This window comes from Janthinobacterium sp. ROICE36, from assembly GCF_002869965.1.
Lineage (GTDB): Bacteria > Pseudomonadota > Gammaproteobacteria > Burkholderiales > Burkholderiaceae_D > Janthinobacterium.
This window is the reverse complement of record NZ_PEBS01000003.1, coordinates 27,729-45,993: the sequence shown is the minus strand read 5'-3', so window position 1 is coordinate 45,993 and position 18,265 is coordinate 27,729. Positions and strand designations below refer to the sequence as shown.

Below are 18,265 nucleotides of genomic sequence, written 5' to 3'. Positions count from 1 at the left end.
TGTGAGTAGTGTCCCCGCACGCGATGCAGAGCTATCGTGCGGCAACGGCCAATGGTTTGCCCAAGCTTACCAAGAAACGCTCGCATTCGGCAGCCAGCGGCGCATTCAGGGTCACCGTCTTGCCCGTCTCCGGATGCGTAAACGTGATCTGGTGCGCATGCAGGAACATGCGCTTCAGGGCGCCGCGCGTGCTGTCGGCTTTCAACAGGGCACGGTTGAGGGCAAAGTCGCCATATTTATTGTCGCCCGCAATGGGGAAACCGGACGAGGACAGATGCACGCGGATCTGGTGCGTGCGGCCGGTCTTCAATTCCGCTTCCAGCAAGGCGAAGTTGTGATATTTATGCAACAGTGAAAACACCGTGTGCGACGCCAGGCCATCGGCCTGCACGGCCACCCGGCGCTCGCCTTCGGCCGTCGTATATTTATGCAGCGGCAGCTTGATATGCTGGCGCGCATTCTTCCAGTCACCCGCCACCAGCACCAGGTAGCGCTTGTCGGTGGCGCCGTCGCGCATCTGCTCGTGCAAATTGGTCAATGCCGTGCGCTTCTTTGCCAGCAACAACAAGCCGGATGTGTCGCGGTCCAGGCGGTGTACCAGTTCCAAAAACTTGGCGTCGGGGCGCGAAGCGCGCAATTGCTCGATTACGCCGAACGAAACGCCCGAGCCGCCATGCACGGCCACGCCGGCCGGCTTGTCGATGACGAGCAGCTGCGCATCTTCAAAGATGATCGAAAATTCAGCGGCCGGCGCGCCCGTGGGGGCCTTTTCGGCCACGCGCACGGGTGGAATGCGCACCACATCGCCAGCGACGAGACGGTACAACTGATCGATACGGCCTTTATTAACCCGCACTTCTCCCGATCGCAAGATCCGGTAGATGTGGCTTTTAGGCACTCCCTTGCACACTCTTAATAAGTAGTTGTCGATGCGCTGGCCTGCTTCTTCCTCGGCGATCGTTACGAATTGGGCTTGCGGCTGAACCGGGGGTGTTGAAGGGGGAACAACATCTTTTTGACTCTTCATTTACTATGTCTTCCCAGAAATCTCTCTAAGTCCTTCATTTTGAATATATAATTGTTTTTGCTGCGGCCCTGGCTGCTGCGAGTGTAAGAATAAAAGCACATTTTACACAGGGGCGTCTCCACCGGCCTCGCCAAATTGCAAATTCGGTGGAAAAAAATGTATATGCACCATCCCTGCGCGAATCAAGGTTGCACCGTAGTTGTAATCGGATAACGCGTGGAGATGCTGAAGAGAGTGTGGGATTATAAGGATAAGTACCCGTTAGCGCGACTTATCGAGTCGGGCTCGCGGGTTGATGAAGTTGATAACGCTTGCCGTTTTCGCCAAACCCCGTATGCGGCCAAATACTGAGGGTTGTCGATGATAGGCTGAGGCCAAGCCTCGCCATCGCGATCCCTGTAATGAGCCGGCTGACGATTTGGCTCTGAATTTGCTGACCACCTGCATTCTCTGCCCCCGATGTAGTTCATTCTCGTTCGGGCTGTTTCAGATGAGTTGCAGGTGTCCTGTGCACTCGGCATGACGATTGACCTCACCGCGCCTGTTGCGGCCGTAACGTATACCTCGTACGCGTTGTTGCTCCGCACGCTAAGGCATTTCCCCCGCCAACACTCCCGTTCTCGCATATATCCCTGTACTTTCGCCGCTTCCCCGGAAGCGGCTTTGAGATGGCCTACGGGTCGCGGAGTTATAAAAATGAAACGCATGTTGTTTAATGCCACGCAGCAAGAAGAACTGCGCGTAGCGATTGTCGACGGACAAAAACTGATCGACATCGATATCGAGACAGCCGGGCGCGAACAGCGCAAATCCAACATCTACAAGGGCGTCATCACGCGCATCGAGCCTTCGCTCGAAGCGTGCTTCGTCAGCTATGGCGAAGACCGCCACGGCTTCCTGCCCTTCAAGGAAGTTGCCCGCACGTATTTCCGCGAAGGCGTCGACGTACGCAATGCTTCCGTCAAGGAAGCGCTGCGCGAAGGCCAGGAAATCATGGTCCAGGTCGAAAAGGAAGAGCGCGGCAACAAGGGCGCTGCCCTGACCTCCTTCGTCTCGCTGGCCGGCCGTTACCTGGTATTGATGCCGAACAACCCGCGTGGCGGTGGCGTATCGCGCCGCGTGGAAGGTGAAGAGCGCCAGGAATTGCGCGAAACCATGGATAAACTGGACTTGCCTGCTGGCATGTCCGTGATTGCCCGCACCGCCGGCATCGGCCGCAACGTCGATGAACTGCAATGGGACTTGAATTACCTGATGCAACTGTGGCGCGCCATCGAAGGCGCCGGCAAGTCGGCCAACGGCGCTTTCCTGATCTACCAGGAATCGTCGCTCGTCATCCGCGCCATCCGCGACTACTTCCAGCCCGACATCGGCGAGATCCTGATCGACACCGACGAGATCTACGACCAGGCGCACCAGTTCATGAGCCACGTGATGCCCGACATGGTGCACCGCGTAAAACGCTACAGCGACGACGTGCCGCTGTTCTCGCGCTTCCAGATCGAACACCAGATCGAAACGGCGTACAGCCGCACCGTGCCGCTGCCATCGGGCGGCGCCATCGTGATCGACCATACCGAAGCGCTGGTCTCCGTCGACGTCAACTCGGCCCGCGCCACGCGTGGCTCGGACATCGAGACGACCGCCTTCAACACCAACTGCGAAGCGGCCGAAGAAGTGGCCCGCCAGTTGCGTTTGCGCGACTTGGGTGGCTTGATCGTCATCGACTTCATCGACATGGAAGTGGCAAAGAATCAGCGCGAAGTGGAACAGCGCCTGAAAGATGCGCTGCACCATGACCGTGCCCGTGTACAAATGGGCAAGATTTCCCGCTTCGGCCTGATGGAACTGTCGCGCCAGCGCCTGCGCCCTTCGCTGTCCGAAGGCTCGCACGTGACGTGCCCGCGCTGCTCCGGCACCGGACACATCCGCGATACCGAATCGTCCGCCCTGCAGGTGCTGCGCATCATCCAGGAAGAGGCGATGAAGGAAAACTCTGCCACCATCCACGTGCAAGTGCCGGTGGACGTGGGCGCCTTCCTGCTGAACGAAAAGCGCGGCGAAGTACTCAAAATCGAGAACCGCCACCGCATCGCCGTGATCCTGATCCCGAACAAGCATCTGGAAACGCCGCACTACAAGCTGGAACGCATCAAGCACGACGATCCGCGTCTGGAAGACAGCCAGGCCAGCTACAACCTGGCCGAAAGCGCTGAAACCGACATGGCTTACAGCAAGCGCCAGAAGGAAGAAGCCAAGCCGCGCCAGGAAGCCGTCGTCAAGACGATCACCCCTGACCAGCCGGCACCGCTGGTCGAGCGCAAGCCCGTCGAAGCCAAGGCTGCCCCGGTGGCCGCACCTGCCGCACCACAAGGCTTGATCGCCAAGATCATCAGCTTCTTCACCGGCGCCCCGGCCCCCGTGGCACCGGCACCTGCCCCTGTCGCGCCAGTCAAACCGGCCGGTGCCGACCGTGGCGACCGCAACAGCCGTGGCCCGCGTGGCCGTGGTCGCAACGGCAAGCCTGGCCGCGAAGAACGCGAACCGGGCCAGGCCCGTCCAGCCCAGGACGACGCTGCCAAGGAAGCGGAAGCACTGGAAAAGGCGGCCCGTCCGCCACGCCCACCACGTCCGCCACGCGAACCGCGCGAAGCCGGCGAAGCAACGGCGGCACCCCGTGAACGCGGTGAACGTCCGGAACGCGCCGAGCGTCCGGAACGCGCAGAGCGCCCGGAACGTGCCGAACGTCCGCCACGCCAGCCACGCGAAGGCCGCGAACCACGCATCGACAAGACTGTTGTTGCTGAAGTGAAAGCGGATGAACTGGCCCTGCTTGGCGCCAGCGCCAGCGCAGTGCATGTCATCGTGCCGTCAAACGGCCCTGAATCCGACGCCGCACCAACGAGCTTGCTGAAAGCACCGGCGAATGCCGGTCCTGAAGGCGAAGAGATGGAAACCGACGTGGAAGGCGAAGAACCGCGCCGCCGTCGTCGTCGTGGTGGCCGCAACCGCAACCGCCGTGACCGCGAAACGGGCGAGCTGATCGAGTCGGCAAACGGCGAGAACGAAGGCCAGGACGCGCCAGTAATCAGCTTTACGGTCGCTCCGGCGCCGGAAGCTGCCTTTGACGCAGCCCCGGTCGCCGCCGTGGCTGCGCCAGTGGAAGCTGCCATCGTGGCCGACGTCGTGGAAGTGGTGGAAGTGGCCAAGGTCGTGGACATCGCCAAGGTCGAAGAAGCCGCGCCAGTTGCTGAAGTGATCGTACCGGAAGCCAATGTCGAAGCGGCTGCCGCACAAGCTGAACCAGCCGCTGCCGAACCGGCACCCGTTGCCGAGTACAGCTTTGCCGAGCCAGCAGAAGCGGCGCCAGCGGAAATCATCGTCGACGCCGTGCCCGTGGTAGAAGCTGCGCCGCTGGTGGAAGCCAACGCCGTGATCGAGGAAGCGCCAGTAGCTGAAGCAGCACCTGCCGTGGTGGAAACCGCACCCGTGGTGCTTGCTCCTGCACCAGCGCCAGCAGCGGTAGTGGCGCCTGCTCCTGTAGCCACTCCGGCTCCAGCGCCGGTGCCTGCGCCACTGGACTTGAGCGCAGTGCTCGGTTCGGCCGGCCTGACCCTGGCGGCCACCGATCCGGAAAAACTGCGCCTGGCGCAGGAAGCGGCAGCCAAGGCCGTCGCCCCGGTACGCAAGCCGCGCGAACGCAAGCCATTGCCGCCGCAATCGGATGAGCCGTTGATCCAGGTCAACACGCAACGTCCATAAGCGCGCCGGGTTCGCCCAGCCGTCCATGATGAAAGGGGGAGCTCAGGCTTCCCCTTTTTTACATCCACTCTCTTTGCCAGCCAGCCGCCATGCACGAGAACGCCAAACTTCCCCGTCCCGCCCCCGTCAGCCTGCGCGGCGCCTTCTGGTACTGGCTCAAGCTGGGCTGCGTCAGCTTTGGCGGGCCGGCCGGGCAAATCGCCATGATGCATGGGGAACTGGTGGAAAAGCGGCGCTGGATTTCCGAGCAGCGTTTCCTGCACGCCCTCAATTACTGCATGCTGCTGCCGGGGCCGGAAGCGACCCAGCTGGCCATCTACATCGGTTGGCTGATGCATCGCACGCGCGGCGCCCTGGTGGCGGGCCTGCTATTCTTGCTGCCCTCGCTGCTGCTGCTGATCGTCCTGTCCTGGCTCTACATGGCGTATGGCCACGTGGCCGCCATCGCGGGCGTTCTTTACGGCATCAAACCGGCCATCGTCGCCATCGTGCTGGCGGCCGCCTGGCGCCTGGGCCGGCGCACCTTGCGCAGTCCCGGCCTGATCGCCATCGCGGCGGGCGCATTTGTCGCCATCGCCGTGCTACAGCTGCCATTTCCGCTGATCGTACTCGCCGCTGCCCTGCTGGGCATGGCGGGCGGGCGCTGGCTGCCGGCCCACTTTCATGCTGGCGCCACGGGGCATGGCGGCGCGGCCCGCTACGGCGCCGCCCTGATCGATGACGACACGCCCACGCCGCAGCATGCGCAGCTCAGCTGGCCGCGCCTGCTGGCCACCTGCGCGCTGGGCCTGGCGCTGGCCTTTCTCGCCTGGCTGGGCCTGGCGCTACTGGGCGGGATAGACCAGCCGCTGGCGCAGATGGGCGTGTTTTTCAGCAAGGCCGCCCTGCTCACGTTCGGCGGCGCGTATGCCGTGCTGCCCTACCTGATGCAAGGCGCCGTCGACCACTACCACTGGATCACGAGCGCGCAAATGATGGATGGCCTGGCCTTGGGCGAAACCACGCCCGGCCCTTTGATCATGATCGTCGCCTTCATCGGTTTTGTCGGCGGCTGGAGCCATGCCGCAGGCATCGCGGGTGAACAGCTGTGGCTGGCAAGCGTGTGCGGCGCGCTCGTCGCCAGTTGGTTCACCTTCCTGCCTTCCTTCATCTTCATCCTGGCCGGCGCACCGCTGGTGGAAGCGTCGCGCGGCAATTTGCGCCTGAGTGTGCCCCTGACGGCCATCTCGGCGGCCGTGGTGGGCGTCATCGCCAGCCTGGCCCTGTTCTTTGGCCGCCATGTCTTCTGGCAAACAAACCCGCTGCCGCACTGGGACTGGCTGGCCATCGCCATCGCGCTGGCGGCCGGCGTGGCGCTGCTCAGGTTTCAAGTGGGCACCATCAAATTGCTGCTCGCCTGTGCCATCTTCGGCCTCGTGCTATCGTATCTGCCTTGAACGACTTTACGTAAACGGCATCACCTTTCATGGCTGACAAGATCATCTACCTCGCCGAGGCGCGCAATGGGGCACCGGCGATTCCCGCGCAGCTGGAAAACCCCAGCGGCAATGTGGCCGACAGCCTGGGCCGGCCCCTGCACGACTTGCGCATCTCGATTACCGACCGCTGCAATTTCCGTTGCGTGTATTGCATGCCGAAAGACGTGTTCGACAAGAACCACGTGTATCTGCCGCACACGGACTTGCTGTCGTTCGAGGAAATCACGCGCATCGCGCGCCTGTTCGTCGCGCACGGCGTGGAAAAGATCCGCCTGACGGGCGGCGAGCCGCTGCTGCGCAAGAATATCGAAAAGCTCATCGCCATGCTGGCTGCCCTGCGCACGCCATCGGGCCAGCCGCTGGACCTGACCCTGACGACCAACGGGTCCTTGCTGGCAAGAAAGGCGCAAGCGCTGAAGGATGCGGGCCTGAACCGCGTCACCGTGTCGCTCGACTCGCTCGACGACGCCACCTTCAAGCGCATGAACGATGTCGATTTCGCCGTGGCCGACGTGCTGCACGGCATAGCTGCAGCGCACGCGGCGGGCCTGGGGCCCATCAAGATCAATATGGTCGTCAAGGCCGGCATGAACGAGCAGGAAATCGTCCCCATGGCGCGCCACTTCAAGGGCACGCCGTACATCTTGCGCTTCATCGAATACATGGACGTGGGCGCCTCGAACGGCTGGAACTTGCAGGAAGTCATTCCTTCTGCCGAAGTCGTGCGGCGCATAGCCTTGCATATGCCCTTGCTGCCCATCAACCCCAACTACATGGGCGAGACAGCGGCGCGCTGGCGCTACGCGGATGGCAGCGGTGAAATCGGCCTCATTTCCAGCGTCACGCAAGCGTTCTGCGCCGACTGCAGCCGCGCCCGCCTCTCGACCGAAGGCAAGCTCTACACGTGTCTGTTCGCCAACAGCGGCCACGACTTGCGCAGCCTGCTGCGCGGCGGCCGCAGCGACGCGGAAATTTCCTCGGCCGTGGCGCAGCTGTGGCGCGGCCGCGCCGACCGCTATTCGCAATTGCGCACCAGCCAGACGGATTTGACGGGCGGCGCGCTTGAGCACGGTAAAAAGAAAGTGGAAATGTCGTATATCGGCGGCTAAATCGGGCGCGGCCCACACCCGCCGCTGCTACCATGGCGTATGCATCCACATTTTCGCCTCTCATGATCAACAAACACGATATTACCGGCCTGATCCTGGCCGGCGGGCTCGGCACGCGCATGGGCCAGCACGACAAGGGCATGCTACCCCTGCATGGCCAGCCCCTGGCGCGCCACGTGCTGCAACGCCTGGTGCCGCAAGTGGGCCAGCTGGCCATCAGTGTGCACGCCGATGCTGGCGCTTACGCGCGCTTCGGCCTGCCCGTGTGGCCGGACGTGCTGCCTGGCCAGCTGGGTCCACTGGCCGGCTTGCACAGTGGCATGCAGCACGCCAACACGCCCTACCTGCTGAGCGTGCCCTGCGATTCGCCCCTGCTGCCGCCGGACCTGGCGGCGCGCCTGGCCGCCGGCCTGGCCGACAACGATGCCGACCTGGCCATCGCCGTCACCGAAGAGACCGACCCGGCGACGGGAGTGACCGTGCGCCGCCCCCATCCCGTCTTTTGCCTGGTGAAAACATCGGCCCTGCCCCAACTGGACGCCTACCTGGCCGCAGGCGAACGCCGCATGCGCACCTGGCACGGCGACTTGAAACTGACCGAAGTGCTCTTCGAGAACCATGACGCATTCGGCAACATCAATACCCCGGACGAGCTGGCCGCCCTGCAAGCGCAGGGCCTGTCCGTGCCGGTGGCGCAGGCCATCCTGGCCGACAGCGTCACCCCCGTGGCCGAGAGCGAAACCTTGCCGCTGCCGCAAGCGTTCGAGCGCATCCTGGCCGCCGACATCATCTCGCCCATCAGCGTGCCCGCGCACGACAATTCGGCCATGGATGGTTATGCCTTGCACGGCGCCGACCTGGACGGCAGTGCTCCGCTGACGCTGAGCATAGTCGACACCATCCTGGCGGGCCGTCCCGGCACGGTCAGCGTGCAACGCGGGCAATGCGCGCGCATCATGACGGGCGCCGTCATGCCGGACGGCTGCGACAGCGTGGTGCCGCAGGAACTGGTGAGCCAGCTTAGCGAACACGGCATCACTTTGGCGCCGGACTGCATCCGCCCCGGCGACAACCGCCGCTTCAAGGGCGAAGACTTGATGCAGGGCCAGCCAGCCCTGCTGCAGGGCAAGCGCCTGGGCCCGGCCGAACTGGGCTTGCTGGCCTCGCTGGGCATCGCCACGGTGCCCGTGCGCCGCCGCCTGCGCGTGGCTTTCTTTTCCACCGGCGACGAATTGCGCTCGATCGGCGAGCCACTCGCCGCAGGCTGCATCTACGACAGTAACCGCTACACCCTGCTGGGCATGCTGACGCGCCTGGGCTGCGAGGTGCTTGACCTGGGCATCGTCAAGGATGCGCCGCAAGCGCTGGAAGCGGCCCTGCGCGGTGCCTGCGTCAGGGCCGACGTCATCATCACCTCGGGCGGCGTGTCCAGCGGCGCGGCGGATTTTACGCGCGAAATCCTGGCCCGCCTCGGTGACGTCGCCTTCTGGCAGATCAACATGCGCCCGGGCCGCCCCATGGCCTTTGGCCAGATTTCCAGCGGGGGCGACTCGGCCTTGCTGCTGGGCCTGCCAGGCAACCCGGTGGCCGTGATGGCGGCGTTTTATTTCCTCGCGCGCCCGACCTTGCTGCGCATGATGGGCGCCGATGCGGACACGGCCAGCCTGCCCCTGCTGCAAGTGGCGGCGCAAGCGACTATCCGCAAGAAACGCGGCCGCACGGAATACCAGCGCGGCATCGTCGAACGGGGCGCGGACGGCCGCCAGCACGTGCGCGTGACGGGTGCACAAGGCTCCGGCATCCTGCGCTCGATGACGCAAGCCAATTGCATGATCGTGTTGCATGCAGCACAAGGCCACGTGGCAGCCGGCGACCTGGTCGATATCGTGCTGTTCCATGGATTGATGTAAGCCCCCCGTCCTCCCCCTCAACGGCCCGCCTTGCGCGGGCCGTTTGCATTTCCCCCATTGCAATCAATTCCCCGGCGCGGCAAATGTTCACTTATCGAGATAGAAATATTAATCATTTCCCATTAAAACAAATCAATAAACACAACACTAATTGTAATAATTTTATTTATTAGTTGATATTGAAGTTTCTTCGGTGATAACATTCGAACTCATACAAAAAGTTCAATTTTGATATTGTTTTCACGAGGAAAGTAATAATGAGACACCGTTCATGGATCGCGGGCGCCGGCATGCTAGGAGCGGCTTGCCTGCTTGGCATGCTGTCACTGGCGCCGCTGCCCGCCTATGCCAAAGGGGCTCCACGGGCTGACGTACTGGAACACTGCAACTGGAACCGCCCCGGCGTCGACCCGTTCATGGGCGATGTGGTGGCCGCCGTGGACAGGTACACGGACATCGCGCCGCAAGTGCGCGAAGAGTTGAAGGCGCGCATGCGCGCGCGCCAGTATGATGAAATCGTCGTGATCAGCCGCGACGCCATCCGCGGCAAAGGCAATTACAACACGCGCATCAGCGACATGCATTTCGGCCCGGGCCGCGTGTGCCGCAATGTCACGCGTGCAGGTTGGAGCGAGCAGATGCAGGAACGGGGACTCGTGTATTGCGTGCAGGGACAATGTATTCTCGTGCCGACGATCTGCCGCAATGTCAGCCGCATCACGCAGGCGCCCGCGTCGGCGCCGCCGGCGGCAGGCGGTGCAGCTCCTGGCGGCGCCGCACCCGTTGCCGCCGCGCCCGCCGCCCCGGAAGCGGCAGGCGTGCCCCTGATCGACAATCCCGACGCCTTGCGCGGCGGTTCCTTCACGGGCGGCGTCATACCGCCGGCCGTGGCCAGCATGCCCTTCCTGCCCTTCGATTATGTACGTATCGCTGGCGGCAGCGCGCCGCCAGCCGGCATGGGCGGCGGAGGAGGAGGTGGCGGCGGTGGAAGCCTGCGGCCGGACAAGGGCAGCAGCATCATCGTGCCGCCCACCGTGATCCTGCCAACCTTGCCCCCCACCGATATAAGTGTTCTGCCGGCCGTGCCCGAGCCACAGACCTGGGCCATGCTGATGGCGGGACTGGCGCTGGTCGCCTTTGCCTCGCTGCGCCGCAGGCAAGCGCCAGCGGCCTGAACGACAATCCTACTCGCCGTCGCCCGCTTCGCCTGGCAAGCCAGCATCTGCCGTTCCCAGCAGCAAGGCGGCCGCTTCGCCCGGCAAGGCTTCCACGGATTTCAATTTGCGCGCCATCTGCCGGCTGCGCACTTCCGCGCTTTCGATATTCTTCGCCGCCTTTTCCAGGGTCAGCCGGGTTTGCGACAGCACATCGCCGAACTTGCCGAACTCCGTCTTGACGGCGCCCAGCACCTGCCATACTTCCGACGAACGCTTTTCCAGCGCCAAGGTGCGGAAACCCATCTGCAAGCTGTTGAGCAAGGCCGTCAGGGTGGATGGTCCGGCGATGCTGACCCTGTGCACGCGCTGCAATTCGTCAGCCAGTCCCGGGCGGCGCAGCACTTCCGCATACAAGCCCTCCGTGGGCAGGAACAAAATGGCGAAGTCCGTGGTCTGCGGCGGCGCCAGGTATTTCTCGGCGATGGTTTTCGCCTCGCCCCGCACGGCACGCTCCAGCTCGCGGCCAGCCAGGGACACGCCGTCCGCATCGGCCCGCTCGGCCGCTTCGACCAGGCGTTCGTACTGTTCCTTGGGAAACTTTGCATCGATAGGCATCCACACGGGCGGCCCGCCGTCGGAGAGGCCCGGCAGTTTCAGGGCGAATTCCACGCGTGCGCCGCTGCTCGGCACCGTTTCCACGTTCTTTGCGTACTGGTCGACCGTGAGTACCTGCTCCAGCAGCATTTCCAGCTGCACTTCGCCCCACGTTCCCCGTGTCTTGACGTTGGTAAGTACCCGCTTCAGGTCGCCCACGCCCAGCGCCAGCTGTTGCATCTCGCCCAGGCCCTGGTGGACTTTTTCCAGCCGCTCCGACACTTGCTGGAACGAGGCGGAAAGCCGCGTCTCCAGCGTCGCATGGAGTTTCTCATCGACCGTCTTGCGCATCTCTTCCAGGCGCGCGCCATTGTCGGCCTGCAAGTCGCGGATCTTGTTTTCCAGCGTGGCGCGCACTTCCAGCATGCGCTGCGCATTCGATTCCGTCAGCTGGGCCAGGGTTTGATTCGTGCTGTCGGCAAAGCGCGCCAGGCTTTGCGCCTGTTCTTCGCGCCCGACTTTCCCCTGCGCCTGCATTTGCGTGCGCAGGCTGTCGAGCTGTTGCAGGGTTGCCGCCTGGAATTGCGCCAGGCCGGCGGCCAGGTCCTGCCGCGTCGCCTGCGCCGACGCCTGCAACTGCAGCCGCACTTCGCGTTCGACGCGGTCGATGCGTTCCAGGCTTTGCTGCTGGTGCTGCTGCACCAGCGCCAGCGTGGTGGCGCCATCGCCGGCAGCGCCACGCGGACGCAACAGCAGCAAGATCAACAGGACGATGGCGACGGCAGCGGCGCCCAGCAGGCTGTAAAACTCGATTGGGCTCATGGGATCAGTCAGGTTTGTTGCGCATCCAGTCGGCTGTCTGATAGAACGATTCCATCAGGCGCACGCGCAGGGACTCTTCGATGCCCGTGTCTTCCATGGCCCAGGCCATGGCGCGCAACCACTGGTCGCGCTCACTGGTGCCGATGGCATAGGGCAAGTGGCGGGCGCGCAGGCGCGGGTGGCCGAATTTCTCGATATACAAATCCGGCCCGCCCATCCAGCCCGTCAGGAAGAAATACAGCTTGTCGCGCGAACCGTCCGTGGATGGCGGATGCATGACGCGGATGCCGGCAAATTCCGTTTCCAGTTCCATCAAGTCATAAAAACGCTCGACCATTTCGCGCAGCACGGGGGCGCCGCCGATGGTTTCGTACAGGGTGGGGGCAATGGTATCAGTCATGGCCGCCATGATAGCGCAAGCGTCGGCGCGCCACGCGGCCCTGGCTGCCATTGCCACAATAAATGGCAGTATACTTGACTACTCAAGCTTATATCAACTATTATGCCATTTTTAAAACACGGACAAGACGACCATGCCAAGCGCTATCGACACTCCTTTGCTGCGCAATAGCAACTTCCGCTGGCTGCTGGGCGGCGGCCTGGTCTCCATGCTGGGCGACCAGTTCAGCATGCTGGCCCTGCCCTGGCTGGTACTGAGCCTGACCGGCGATAGCCTCAGCCTGGGCATCGCCGTGGCCCTGATGGGCGCCCCGCGCGCCGTGCTCATCTTGTTGGGCGGCACCGTCGCCGACCGTTACTCGCCCCGACGCGTGATGTTGCTGAGCAAATATGCGAACGCCGCCATCCTGCTGGTGCTGACCGGGCTGCTGATGCTGGACCAGGCCAGCCTGGCGCTGGCGTATGCGGCCGCGCTGGCGCTGGGGATCGCGTCCGCCTTCGGCATCCCGGCCGGCACGGCCATTCTGCCGCAGGCCGTGCCGCTGCAATCGTTGCAAAAAGCCAATGGCTTGCAGATGGGCGCGCGCCAGTTGTCCTTGCTGGCCGGCCCCCTGCTGGCGGCGCTGGTGCTCGGCGCTCACGATGGCGCGCAGCAAACCCCCATGGCCGCGCTGGCCGCCGCCTTTGCCATCGATGCGCTGACGTTTCTGTTCTCCGCCTGGACCTTGCGCCAAGTCAGCCTGCGGCCCCTGGCTGTGACGGCGGTGCAAGGCATGTGGCGCGACACGGCGGCGGGCCTGGCCATGGTATGGCGCGACATGCCCTTGCGCAGTTGCTATGCCTACTGGGCAGTGGTGGCGTTCTTTGTCATGGGACCGCTGCAAGTGGCCTTGCCCGTGCTGGCCAGCGAACGCCTGCACGGTGCTGCAGCGCTGGGACTGCTGATGGGCGCGCACGGCGGCGGCACCCTGGCCGGCATGCTCGCATCAAGCCTGGGCGGCGCCTGGCTGCGCCGGCGTTTCGGCGCCAGCCTGCTGCTCGTCGATGCGGTGGTGGGCTGCCTGTTGATGGCGCTGGGACAAATCAGCACAGCCTGGCAAGGCGCAGCCCTGCTGGCGGTCACAGGCATGCTGAGCGGCTACTTGCAGGTCGCCATCTTTACGTGGATACAGCGGCGTGTGGCGCCCGCCATGCTGGGCCGGGCCATGGCCCTGTTCATGGGCATCTTCCTGGGCCTGGCACCGCTGTCGGCGGCGGCCACGGGAGCGCTGCTACGCCAGTTGAGCGTGGGCGAGCTGTTCTGCGGCGGCGGCGCCCTGCTGCTGGCCGCCGCCGTGGCAGCGGCACTCTTCACCGCCATCCCGCGCATCGCCGGAGCAGAAACGCTTTGAACGAACCATTGGAGAAATACAAGATGGACAAGTCACGACAGGCAACATTGAAAGCACACTACCGGCAACAGCCGCCGCCGCTGGGCATCATTGCCCTGCGGCACCTGCCCAGCGGACGGACCTTGCTCGAATGCAGCCGTAACGCGCCCGCCATGCTGAACCGGCACCGCTTCGAACTGAACCTGGGCAAGCACCGCAATGCCTTGCTGCAGGCGGACTGGCGGCGCGACGGCGCGGCGGCCTTTTCCTGCGAGATCATCGACAGCGTCAGGCTGCTTGATGATCCCGCCTTCGATGCGGACGCCGAGCTGGCTGCCCTGCTGGCGCTGCACTGCGCACAGTGGCTGGAACAGGGCCAGCCACTGTATTGAGCAGGATTGCTTTACACTTGCGCACTCAAGCACTGCGCAGTCAACACAAAGAAAACCATGAACGATCACACTCCCCCGTCGCCGGACAGCGATGGCGCGCTGGACTTTTTCCTGCGCCTGGCGCGCGCCCAGGCACTCATCGTGCGCCGCTTCGACAGCGCCCTGGGCAATGTGCATGGCCTGAGCTTCAGCGACTATCAATTGCTGTATCAGCTGCAGCGCGCACCCGGTGCGCGCCTGCGCCGCATCGACCTGGCAGAACGCCTGGCGCTGACGGCCTCGGGCGTCACGCGTTCCTTGATGCCGCTGGAAAAAATCGGCCTGGTGGCGCGCCAGGCCGATGTACGCGATGCCCGCGTCGGCTATGCCGTGCTGACTGCCGCCGGCCAGGAATTATTGGAACATGCCAGCGCCACCGCGCATGCGGTGGGCCGCGAATTGCTGCAGGATGCACCGGCAGAGCAGCTGGCAGCGCTATCGGCCATCCTGGGCCGGCTGGCCGGCTGACACCGCCAGCCCGCGCCGCCGCTTACACGAGCGCCAGCTTGCGCAGACGCCGCGTCGATGGCCAATGTTCCATGCCCGCTTCGGCGCGCACTGCCGCGCAGGCGGCCAGCAGCCTGGCGATGCCTGCCTCGTCGAGTCCCGCATTGAGGGTAAGGCGCACGAGGGCGCGGTTCTTCGCCGTCGCCGGGGCGCAGAACATGGCGCCGTAAATGCCCTGCCGCTCCAGCGCCTGGCGCAGGGCCAGGGTGGCCGGTTCGCCGCCCGCTTCCAGCGCCACGATCTGCTCCGTGCCATCGCTGACGTTGTAGCCGAGCGCGCTCAAGCCCTCGCGCACCTGCAGCGTGTGGCGCCGCAAGGTCGCGCGGCGCGCGTCGGCGGCCATGATGAAATCGAGCGCCGCGTCCAGCCATGCCAGTTCGTGGGCCAATAGGCAAGAGCTGAAGATGGCAGGGCGCGATTCTGACAAGAAATAGCCCTTGAAGCGGCTGGAACAACTGATGAAGCCGGCCCGTCCCGCGAAGGCCTTGGCCAGCGATGCGGTGCGGAAATGCACGCGGTGGCCCAGGCCCAAGGCCTCCACCAGGCCCGCTCCGTGCGGGCCATGCGTGCCCAGTGAATGGGACTCGTCGACCACCACCACGCAGTCGCTGCGCTCGGCAATCTCCAGCAGTTCCAACAGCGGCGCCAGGCTGCCGTTGGTACTGTACAGGGCATCGACGACGATCACGCCGCGGCCATGTTTTTCCACTTGCCGCCGCAGGTGCGCCATGTCGTTGTGCAAGAAGGCGACGGCCTGGGCCTGCGCCGACAGCACGCCTTCCCACAGCGAGGCATGGGCTTGCATATCCAGGTAGACGGGGATGCCGGGGCCGGCGATACACTGCAGCAAGCCGACATTGGCCGCCATGCCGGACTGCGCCAGGATGCCGTCCTCGCAGCCCATGAAGCGGGCCAGCCGGCTTTCCAGACGGTGCTGTTCGCTGCCTTCCTGCAAGTACACGGCCGACATCAGCAGGCCGCCCGCATTCGCCTGCAGGGAAGCCACCTGGGCCGCCACCAGCGCCGGCTCGGCGGCGATGGAAAGATAGTCATTACCCGCCAGAAAAATGGCATGGGCGGGGGTCGGTTGCCAGGCATGGGGATGCTGGCCGCCCAACAGTTTTTCAATGCGCGTGATGTGATGCGCATCCATGCGCCGCACGATGTAGTCGGGCAGGCAGTGTTCGGCACGGTCGAGGGATGGGGCGTGCAGGCTGGTAGCGATAGTCATGGGTTTTCTCCTGGGGTAAGGTTGGCTGCGGATTAAAGCCTTGACCGTGTTGCCAACCCATCCATTGACGTATATCAATGTCTGGCGAGATAACCGTACAAGCAAGAAAAATTACGCGATGATCATGTTCTGAAGAGGATCAAGGTAGAGTCATGACGCAGCGATGGCAAGGAGGATGGACACACTGGCGCAGGCGCCTGCTCCATTCGCTGCTACATGAACGCGTGCCGCATGAAAACCTGGCCAGCCGCGTCGCCATGCTGGCCGTCGTGGGCACGGTGGCAATGCCGCTGTACTATCTGCTGTGGCAATTTTTTTTCCCACAAGCCTATGAAAACCTGACCCTGCGCCTGACAGGCGTGGGCATCTGCGTGGCCGGCCTGTTTGCGCGCCGCTTCTCGGTCCGCTGGCTGTCGCGCTACCTGCTGTTCGCGCTCAGCTACATCCTGCCCTTCTTCTTTAGCTTCATGTTTCTGATGAATCATGCCTCGTCCATCTGGAGCCAGTCGCTGCTGATCGGCCTGGTGGTGCTGTTTCATTTCGACACGAGACTGGCCTGCCGCGCCTACCTGATCGGCACGGGCGCCGCCTGCCTGGCCGTCATCCTGCAAGGGGAAGGCGCCTACCTGCTGCAGCGTGAAGTGCTGCAGCAATTGCCCGTGCACTGGTTCACCATCGCCGCGCTGTCCGTGGTGAAGGTAGGCAGGAAGGTGCTGGAACGGGAACGGCTGGCGGGCATGGCGGCCGGGCTCGGTTCCGTGGCGCACGAACTGCGTACGCCGCTGACCAGCGTGGAAGCGAATGTGCGGGGCATGCGCCGGCTGCTGCCGCAGCTGGCTGGCCAGGCGGACGACATACCGCCGCTGCAGGATGCCCTGTCGCGTATCCAGTTCGAAGTGCGCCACATGCAGCACATGATCGATTTGTTCCTGATGAGCGCCAGTGCCGTGAACCGCAACCTGCAGCCCAGCCAGACGCTCCCGATGCTGGCGATGGTGGACGCCGTGCTCAAGCGCTACCCGTTTACCGGCAAGCTGCAGCGGGCCAGCGTCACGGTGGATGTGCGCGCCGACTTCCAGTTCGCCGGCCAGGACGAACTGTGCGTGGTGATCCTGCTGAATCTGCTGAGAAATGCGCTGAAAGCCATCCAGCGGGCCGGCAAAGGCCGCGTGCGCATCATCATCGACGGCGCCCGCCCTGTGCCCAGGCTGCTGTTCATCGACACGGGCTGCGGCATCGCGAAGAACCGCCTGCCGTTGATCTTCGAGCGTTTTTATTCCTATCCCGTGCATAACGGCAGCGGCATCGGCCTGGCACTGTGCCGGCAGATCGTCACCGCCTGGCAAGCGCGCATCCGCTGCGTATCGCGCGAGCATGCCTATGCGATCTTCATCCTGGAATTTCCCCAGCCCCTGCCTGCCCGCTTCCAACCCTCTTCTCCCGCAAGGTGACGCATGCAACTGCCCGTCTACACCCATCCGACCCTGACCGTATTGATCGACGACAGCGATTCCTTCCTGAAAAGCCTGGCGTTCCAGCTCGATCCCGGCCTGGCGCGCAAGACTTTCCACGACACCAGCAGCGCGCTGCACTGGCTGCGCCACAGCACGCAACTGGGCGAAACGCCGCTGCACGTCAATTTCGACACGCAAAACCTGCCGCCCGACCAGTGCAATGTGGCACTCGATCTCGAACGCATCTGGCGCATCAGCGGCCAGGCACAGCGCTTTGCCGTGCCCTCCGTACTGGTGGTCGATTATTCGATGCCGCAGATGAATGGCCTGGAATTCTGCCAGGCCGTGCGCGACTTGCCGTGCAAGAAGATTTTATTTACAGGGGCGGCCGATGAAAAAGTCGCCGTGACAGCTTTCAACCGGGGCTTGATCGACCGCTACATCAAGAAGAGCGACGACGATGCGCTCGATATCCTGGAACAGGAAGTCCATGCCCTGCAACGCGAATTCTTCCTGCAGCAGTCGGACACCGTGCGCGACTTGCTATTGCTGCACGACTATGCTTTCCTGCAAGACGAAGCCTTGGCCGCAGTTGTGCACGAGCTGTGCCAGCACCATGGCTTCGTCGAGTTTTACATCTTTCCCAATCCCAGCGGCATCCTCTTCTTCACGCGCGATGGCCGCGCCAAGCTGATGATCATCGAAACGGAACGCAGCCTGCACACGCAGTACGAAATGGCGCGCGACAGCGACGCACCGGAGTCCTTGCTGCTGGCCCTGCTGGAAATGCGCGTGATCCCGTATTTTTCGGACGCCGACAGCGATGGCATGTATGCGGCGCACATCGGCGAAAACTGGTTCCGCTATTGCGCCGCGCCCACCATCTGCCTGGGCCGTGTGACGTATTTCTGGGCCCTGTTCGACGTGCCGCCGCACCAGCTGGGGCAGCCGGTCATGTCCTACGCGCAATTTCTGCGCGCGGGCGCGGGCGACAGCGTCAACGCGTAGTAGACA

14 protein-coding genes are annotated in these 18,265 nt (G+C 63.8%); 10 read left to right on the top strand and 4 right to left on the bottom strand.

Features of this window, described 5'->3' with window-relative positions; all coding sequences use genetic code 11:
• Window positions 1-31: 31 nt before the first annotated feature.
• Window positions 32-1,027, bottom strand: coding sequence for an RluA family pseudouridine synthase (locus CSZ94_RS02100; protein WP_102119988.1), 996 nt, complete (start codon window positions 1,025-1,027; stop codon window positions 32-34).
• Window positions 1,028-1,723: 696 nt separating this feature from the next.
• Between CSZ94_RS02100 and CSZ94_RS02095 the strand changes: the two genes are divergently transcribed.
• The 5 genes from CSZ94_RS02095 (at window position 1,724) to CSZ94_RS27865 (ending at window position 10,461) form a co-directional block, all read left to right on the top strand.
• Window positions 1,724-4,789 (top strand): Rne/Rng family ribonuclease, encoded by a 3,066-nt coding sequence (locus CSZ94_RS02095; RefSeq protein WP_102119987.1) that lies wholly within the window; start codon window positions 1,724-1,726, stop codon window positions 4,787-4,789.
• An 89-nt stretch (window positions 4,790-4,878) separates the two neighbouring features.
• Window positions 4,879-6,225 (top strand): chromate efflux transporter, encoded by a 1,347-nt coding sequence (gene chrA, locus CSZ94_RS02090; protein ID WP_102119986.1) that lies wholly within the window; start codon window positions 4,879-4,881, stop codon window positions 6,223-6,225.
• 29 nt (window positions 6,226-6,254) lie between these two features.
• Window positions 6,255-7,376 carry a GTP 3',8-cyclase MoaA gene (gene moaA, locus CSZ94_RS02085; RefSeq protein WP_102119985.1) on the top strand — a complete coding sequence of 374 codons (1,122 nt, stop codon included), beginning with the start codon at window positions 6,255-6,257 and terminating at the stop codon, window positions 7,374-7,376.
• Window positions 7,377-7,438: 62 nt separating this feature from the next.
• Window positions 7,439-9,286 (top strand): molybdopterin molybdotransferase MoeA, encoded by a 1,848-nt coding sequence (moeA, locus tag CSZ94_RS02080; protein WP_258000730.1) that lies wholly within the window; start codon window positions 7,439-7,441, stop codon window positions 9,284-9,286.
• 257 nt (window positions 9,287-9,543) lie between these two features.
• Window positions 9,544-10,461, top strand: coding sequence for an MHFG family PEP-CTERM protein (locus CSZ94_RS27865; protein WP_258000729.1), 918 nt, complete (start codon window positions 9,544-9,546; stop codon window positions 10,459-10,461).
• A 9-nt stretch (window positions 10,462-10,470) separates the two neighbouring features.
• Here CSZ94_RS27865 and rmuC read toward each other — a convergent pair whose 3' ends face one another.
• Together rmuC and CSZ94_RS02055 are read right to left on the bottom strand one after the other, a co-directional pair.
• Complete coding sequence (rmuC, locus tag CSZ94_RS02060; RefSeq protein WP_102119980.1) at window positions 10,471-11,859, bottom strand: DNA recombination protein RmuC; 1,389 nt, start codon at window positions 11,857-11,859, stop codon at window positions 10,471-10,473.
• A 4-nt stretch (window positions 11,860-11,863) separates the two neighbouring features.
• Window positions 11,864-12,259: a group II truncated hemoglobin gene (locus tag CSZ94_RS02055; RefSeq protein ID WP_102120074.1), complete on the bottom strand. Its 396-nt coding sequence runs from the start codon at window positions 12,257-12,259 to the stop codon at window positions 11,864-11,866.
• A gap of 133 nt (window positions 12,260-12,392) precedes the next feature.
• Between CSZ94_RS02055 and CSZ94_RS02050 the strand changes: the two genes are divergently transcribed.
• From CSZ94_RS02050 to CSZ94_RS02040, 3 genes are read left to right on the top strand one after another with little or no spacing between them, the layout of a single operon-like run.
• Entirely contained in the window at window positions 12,393-13,649 is a 1,257-nt protein-coding gene (locus tag CSZ94_RS02050) for an MFS transporter (protein WP_102119979.1), read from the top strand.
• 23 nt (window positions 13,650-13,672) lie between these two features.
• Window positions 13,673-14,020, top strand: a complete 348-nt coding sequence (locus CSZ94_RS02045) for a GIY-YIG nuclease family protein (protein ID WP_180977328.1) — start codon at window positions 13,673-13,675, stop codon at window positions 14,018-14,020.
• Window positions 14,021-14,077: 57 nt separating this feature from the next.
• Entirely contained in the window at window positions 14,078-14,527 is a 450-nt protein-coding gene (locus CSZ94_RS02040; RefSeq protein WP_102119977.1) for a MarR family winged helix-turn-helix transcriptional regulator, read from the top strand.
• 22 nt (window positions 14,528-14,549) lie between these two features.
• Here the strand turns inward: CSZ94_RS02040 and cqsA are convergent, their stop codons facing one another.
• Window positions 14,550-15,797: an alpha-hydroxyketone-type quorum-sensing autoinducer synthase gene (gene cqsA / locus CSZ94_RS02035; RefSeq protein WP_102119976.1), complete on the bottom strand. Its 1,248-nt coding sequence runs from the start codon at window positions 15,795-15,797 to the stop codon at window positions 14,550-14,552.
• A gap of 152 nt (window positions 15,798-15,949) precedes the next feature.
• On the opposite strand from cqsA, the gene CSZ94_RS02030 reads away from it, so the two are divergent.
• Together CSZ94_RS02030 and CSZ94_RS02025 are read left to right on the top strand one after the other, a co-directional pair.
• Window positions 15,950-17,248, top strand: a complete 1,299-nt coding sequence (locus CSZ94_RS02030) for a sensor histidine kinase (protein ID WP_102119975.1) — start codon at window positions 15,950-15,952, stop codon at window positions 17,246-17,248.
• A gap of 3 nt (window positions 17,249-17,251) precedes the next feature.
• Entirely contained in the window at window positions 17,252-18,259 is a 1,008-nt protein-coding gene (locus tag CSZ94_RS02025) for a response regulator (protein ID WP_102119974.1), read from the top strand.
• The last annotated feature ends 6 nt before the right edge of the window (window positions 18,260-18,265 follow it).

Excerpts from the sequence above, each read along its gene's own strand:
- CSZ94_RS27865 (WP_258000729.1), top strand. The coding sequence starts at position 9,544 with ATGAGACACCGTTCATGGATCGCGGGCGCCGGCATGCTAGGAGCGGCT.
- CSZ94_RS02050 (WP_102119979.1), top strand. The coding sequence starts at position 12,393 with ATGCCAAGCGCTATCGACACTCCTTTGCTGCGCAATAGCAACTTCCGC.
- CSZ94_RS02095 (WP_102119987.1), top strand. The coding sequence starts at position 1,724 with ATGAAACGCATGTTGTTTAATGCCACGCAGCAAGAAGAACTGCGCGTA.
- chrA (WP_102119986.1), top strand. The coding sequence starts at position 4,879 with ATGCACGAGAACGCCAAACTTCCCCGTCCCGCCCCCGTCAGCCTGCGC.
- CSZ94_RS02040 (WP_102119977.1), top strand. The coding sequence starts at position 14,078 with ATGAACGATCACACTCCCCCGTCGCCGGACAGCGATGGCGCGCTGGAC.
- CSZ94_RS02100 (WP_102119988.1), bottom strand. The coding sequence starts at position 1,027 with ATGAAGAGTCAAAAAGATGTTGTTCCCCCTTCAACACCCCCGGTTCAG.
- CSZ94_RS02030 (WP_102119975.1), top strand. The coding sequence starts at position 15,950 with ATGACGCAGCGATGGCAAGGAGGATGGACACACTGGCGCAGGCGCCTG.
- moeA (WP_258000730.1), top strand. The coding sequence starts at position 7,439 with ATGATCAACAAACACGATATTACCGGCCTGATCCTGGCCGGCGGGCTC.
- rmuC (WP_102119980.1), bottom strand. The coding sequence starts at position 11,859 with ATGAGCCCAATCGAGTTTTACAGCCTGCTGGGCGCCGCTGCCGTCGCC.
- moaA (WP_102119985.1), top strand. The coding sequence starts at position 6,255 with ATGGCTGACAAGATCATCTACCTCGCCGAGGCGCGCAATGGGGCACCG.
- CSZ94_RS02055 (WP_102120074.1), bottom strand. The coding sequence starts at position 12,259 with ATGACTGATACCATTGCCCCCACCCTGTACGAAACCATCGGCGGCGCC.
- CSZ94_RS02045 (WP_180977328.1), top strand. The coding sequence starts at position 13,673 with ATGGACAAGTCACGACAGGCAACATTGAAAGCACACTACCGGCAACAG.
- CSZ94_RS02025 (WP_102119974.1), top strand. The coding sequence starts at position 17,252 with ATGCAACTGCCCGTCTACACCCATCCGACCCTGACCGTATTGATCGAC.
- cqsA (WP_102119976.1), bottom strand. The coding sequence starts at position 15,797 with ATGACTATCGCTACCAGCCTGCACGCCCCATCCCTCGACCGTGCCGAA.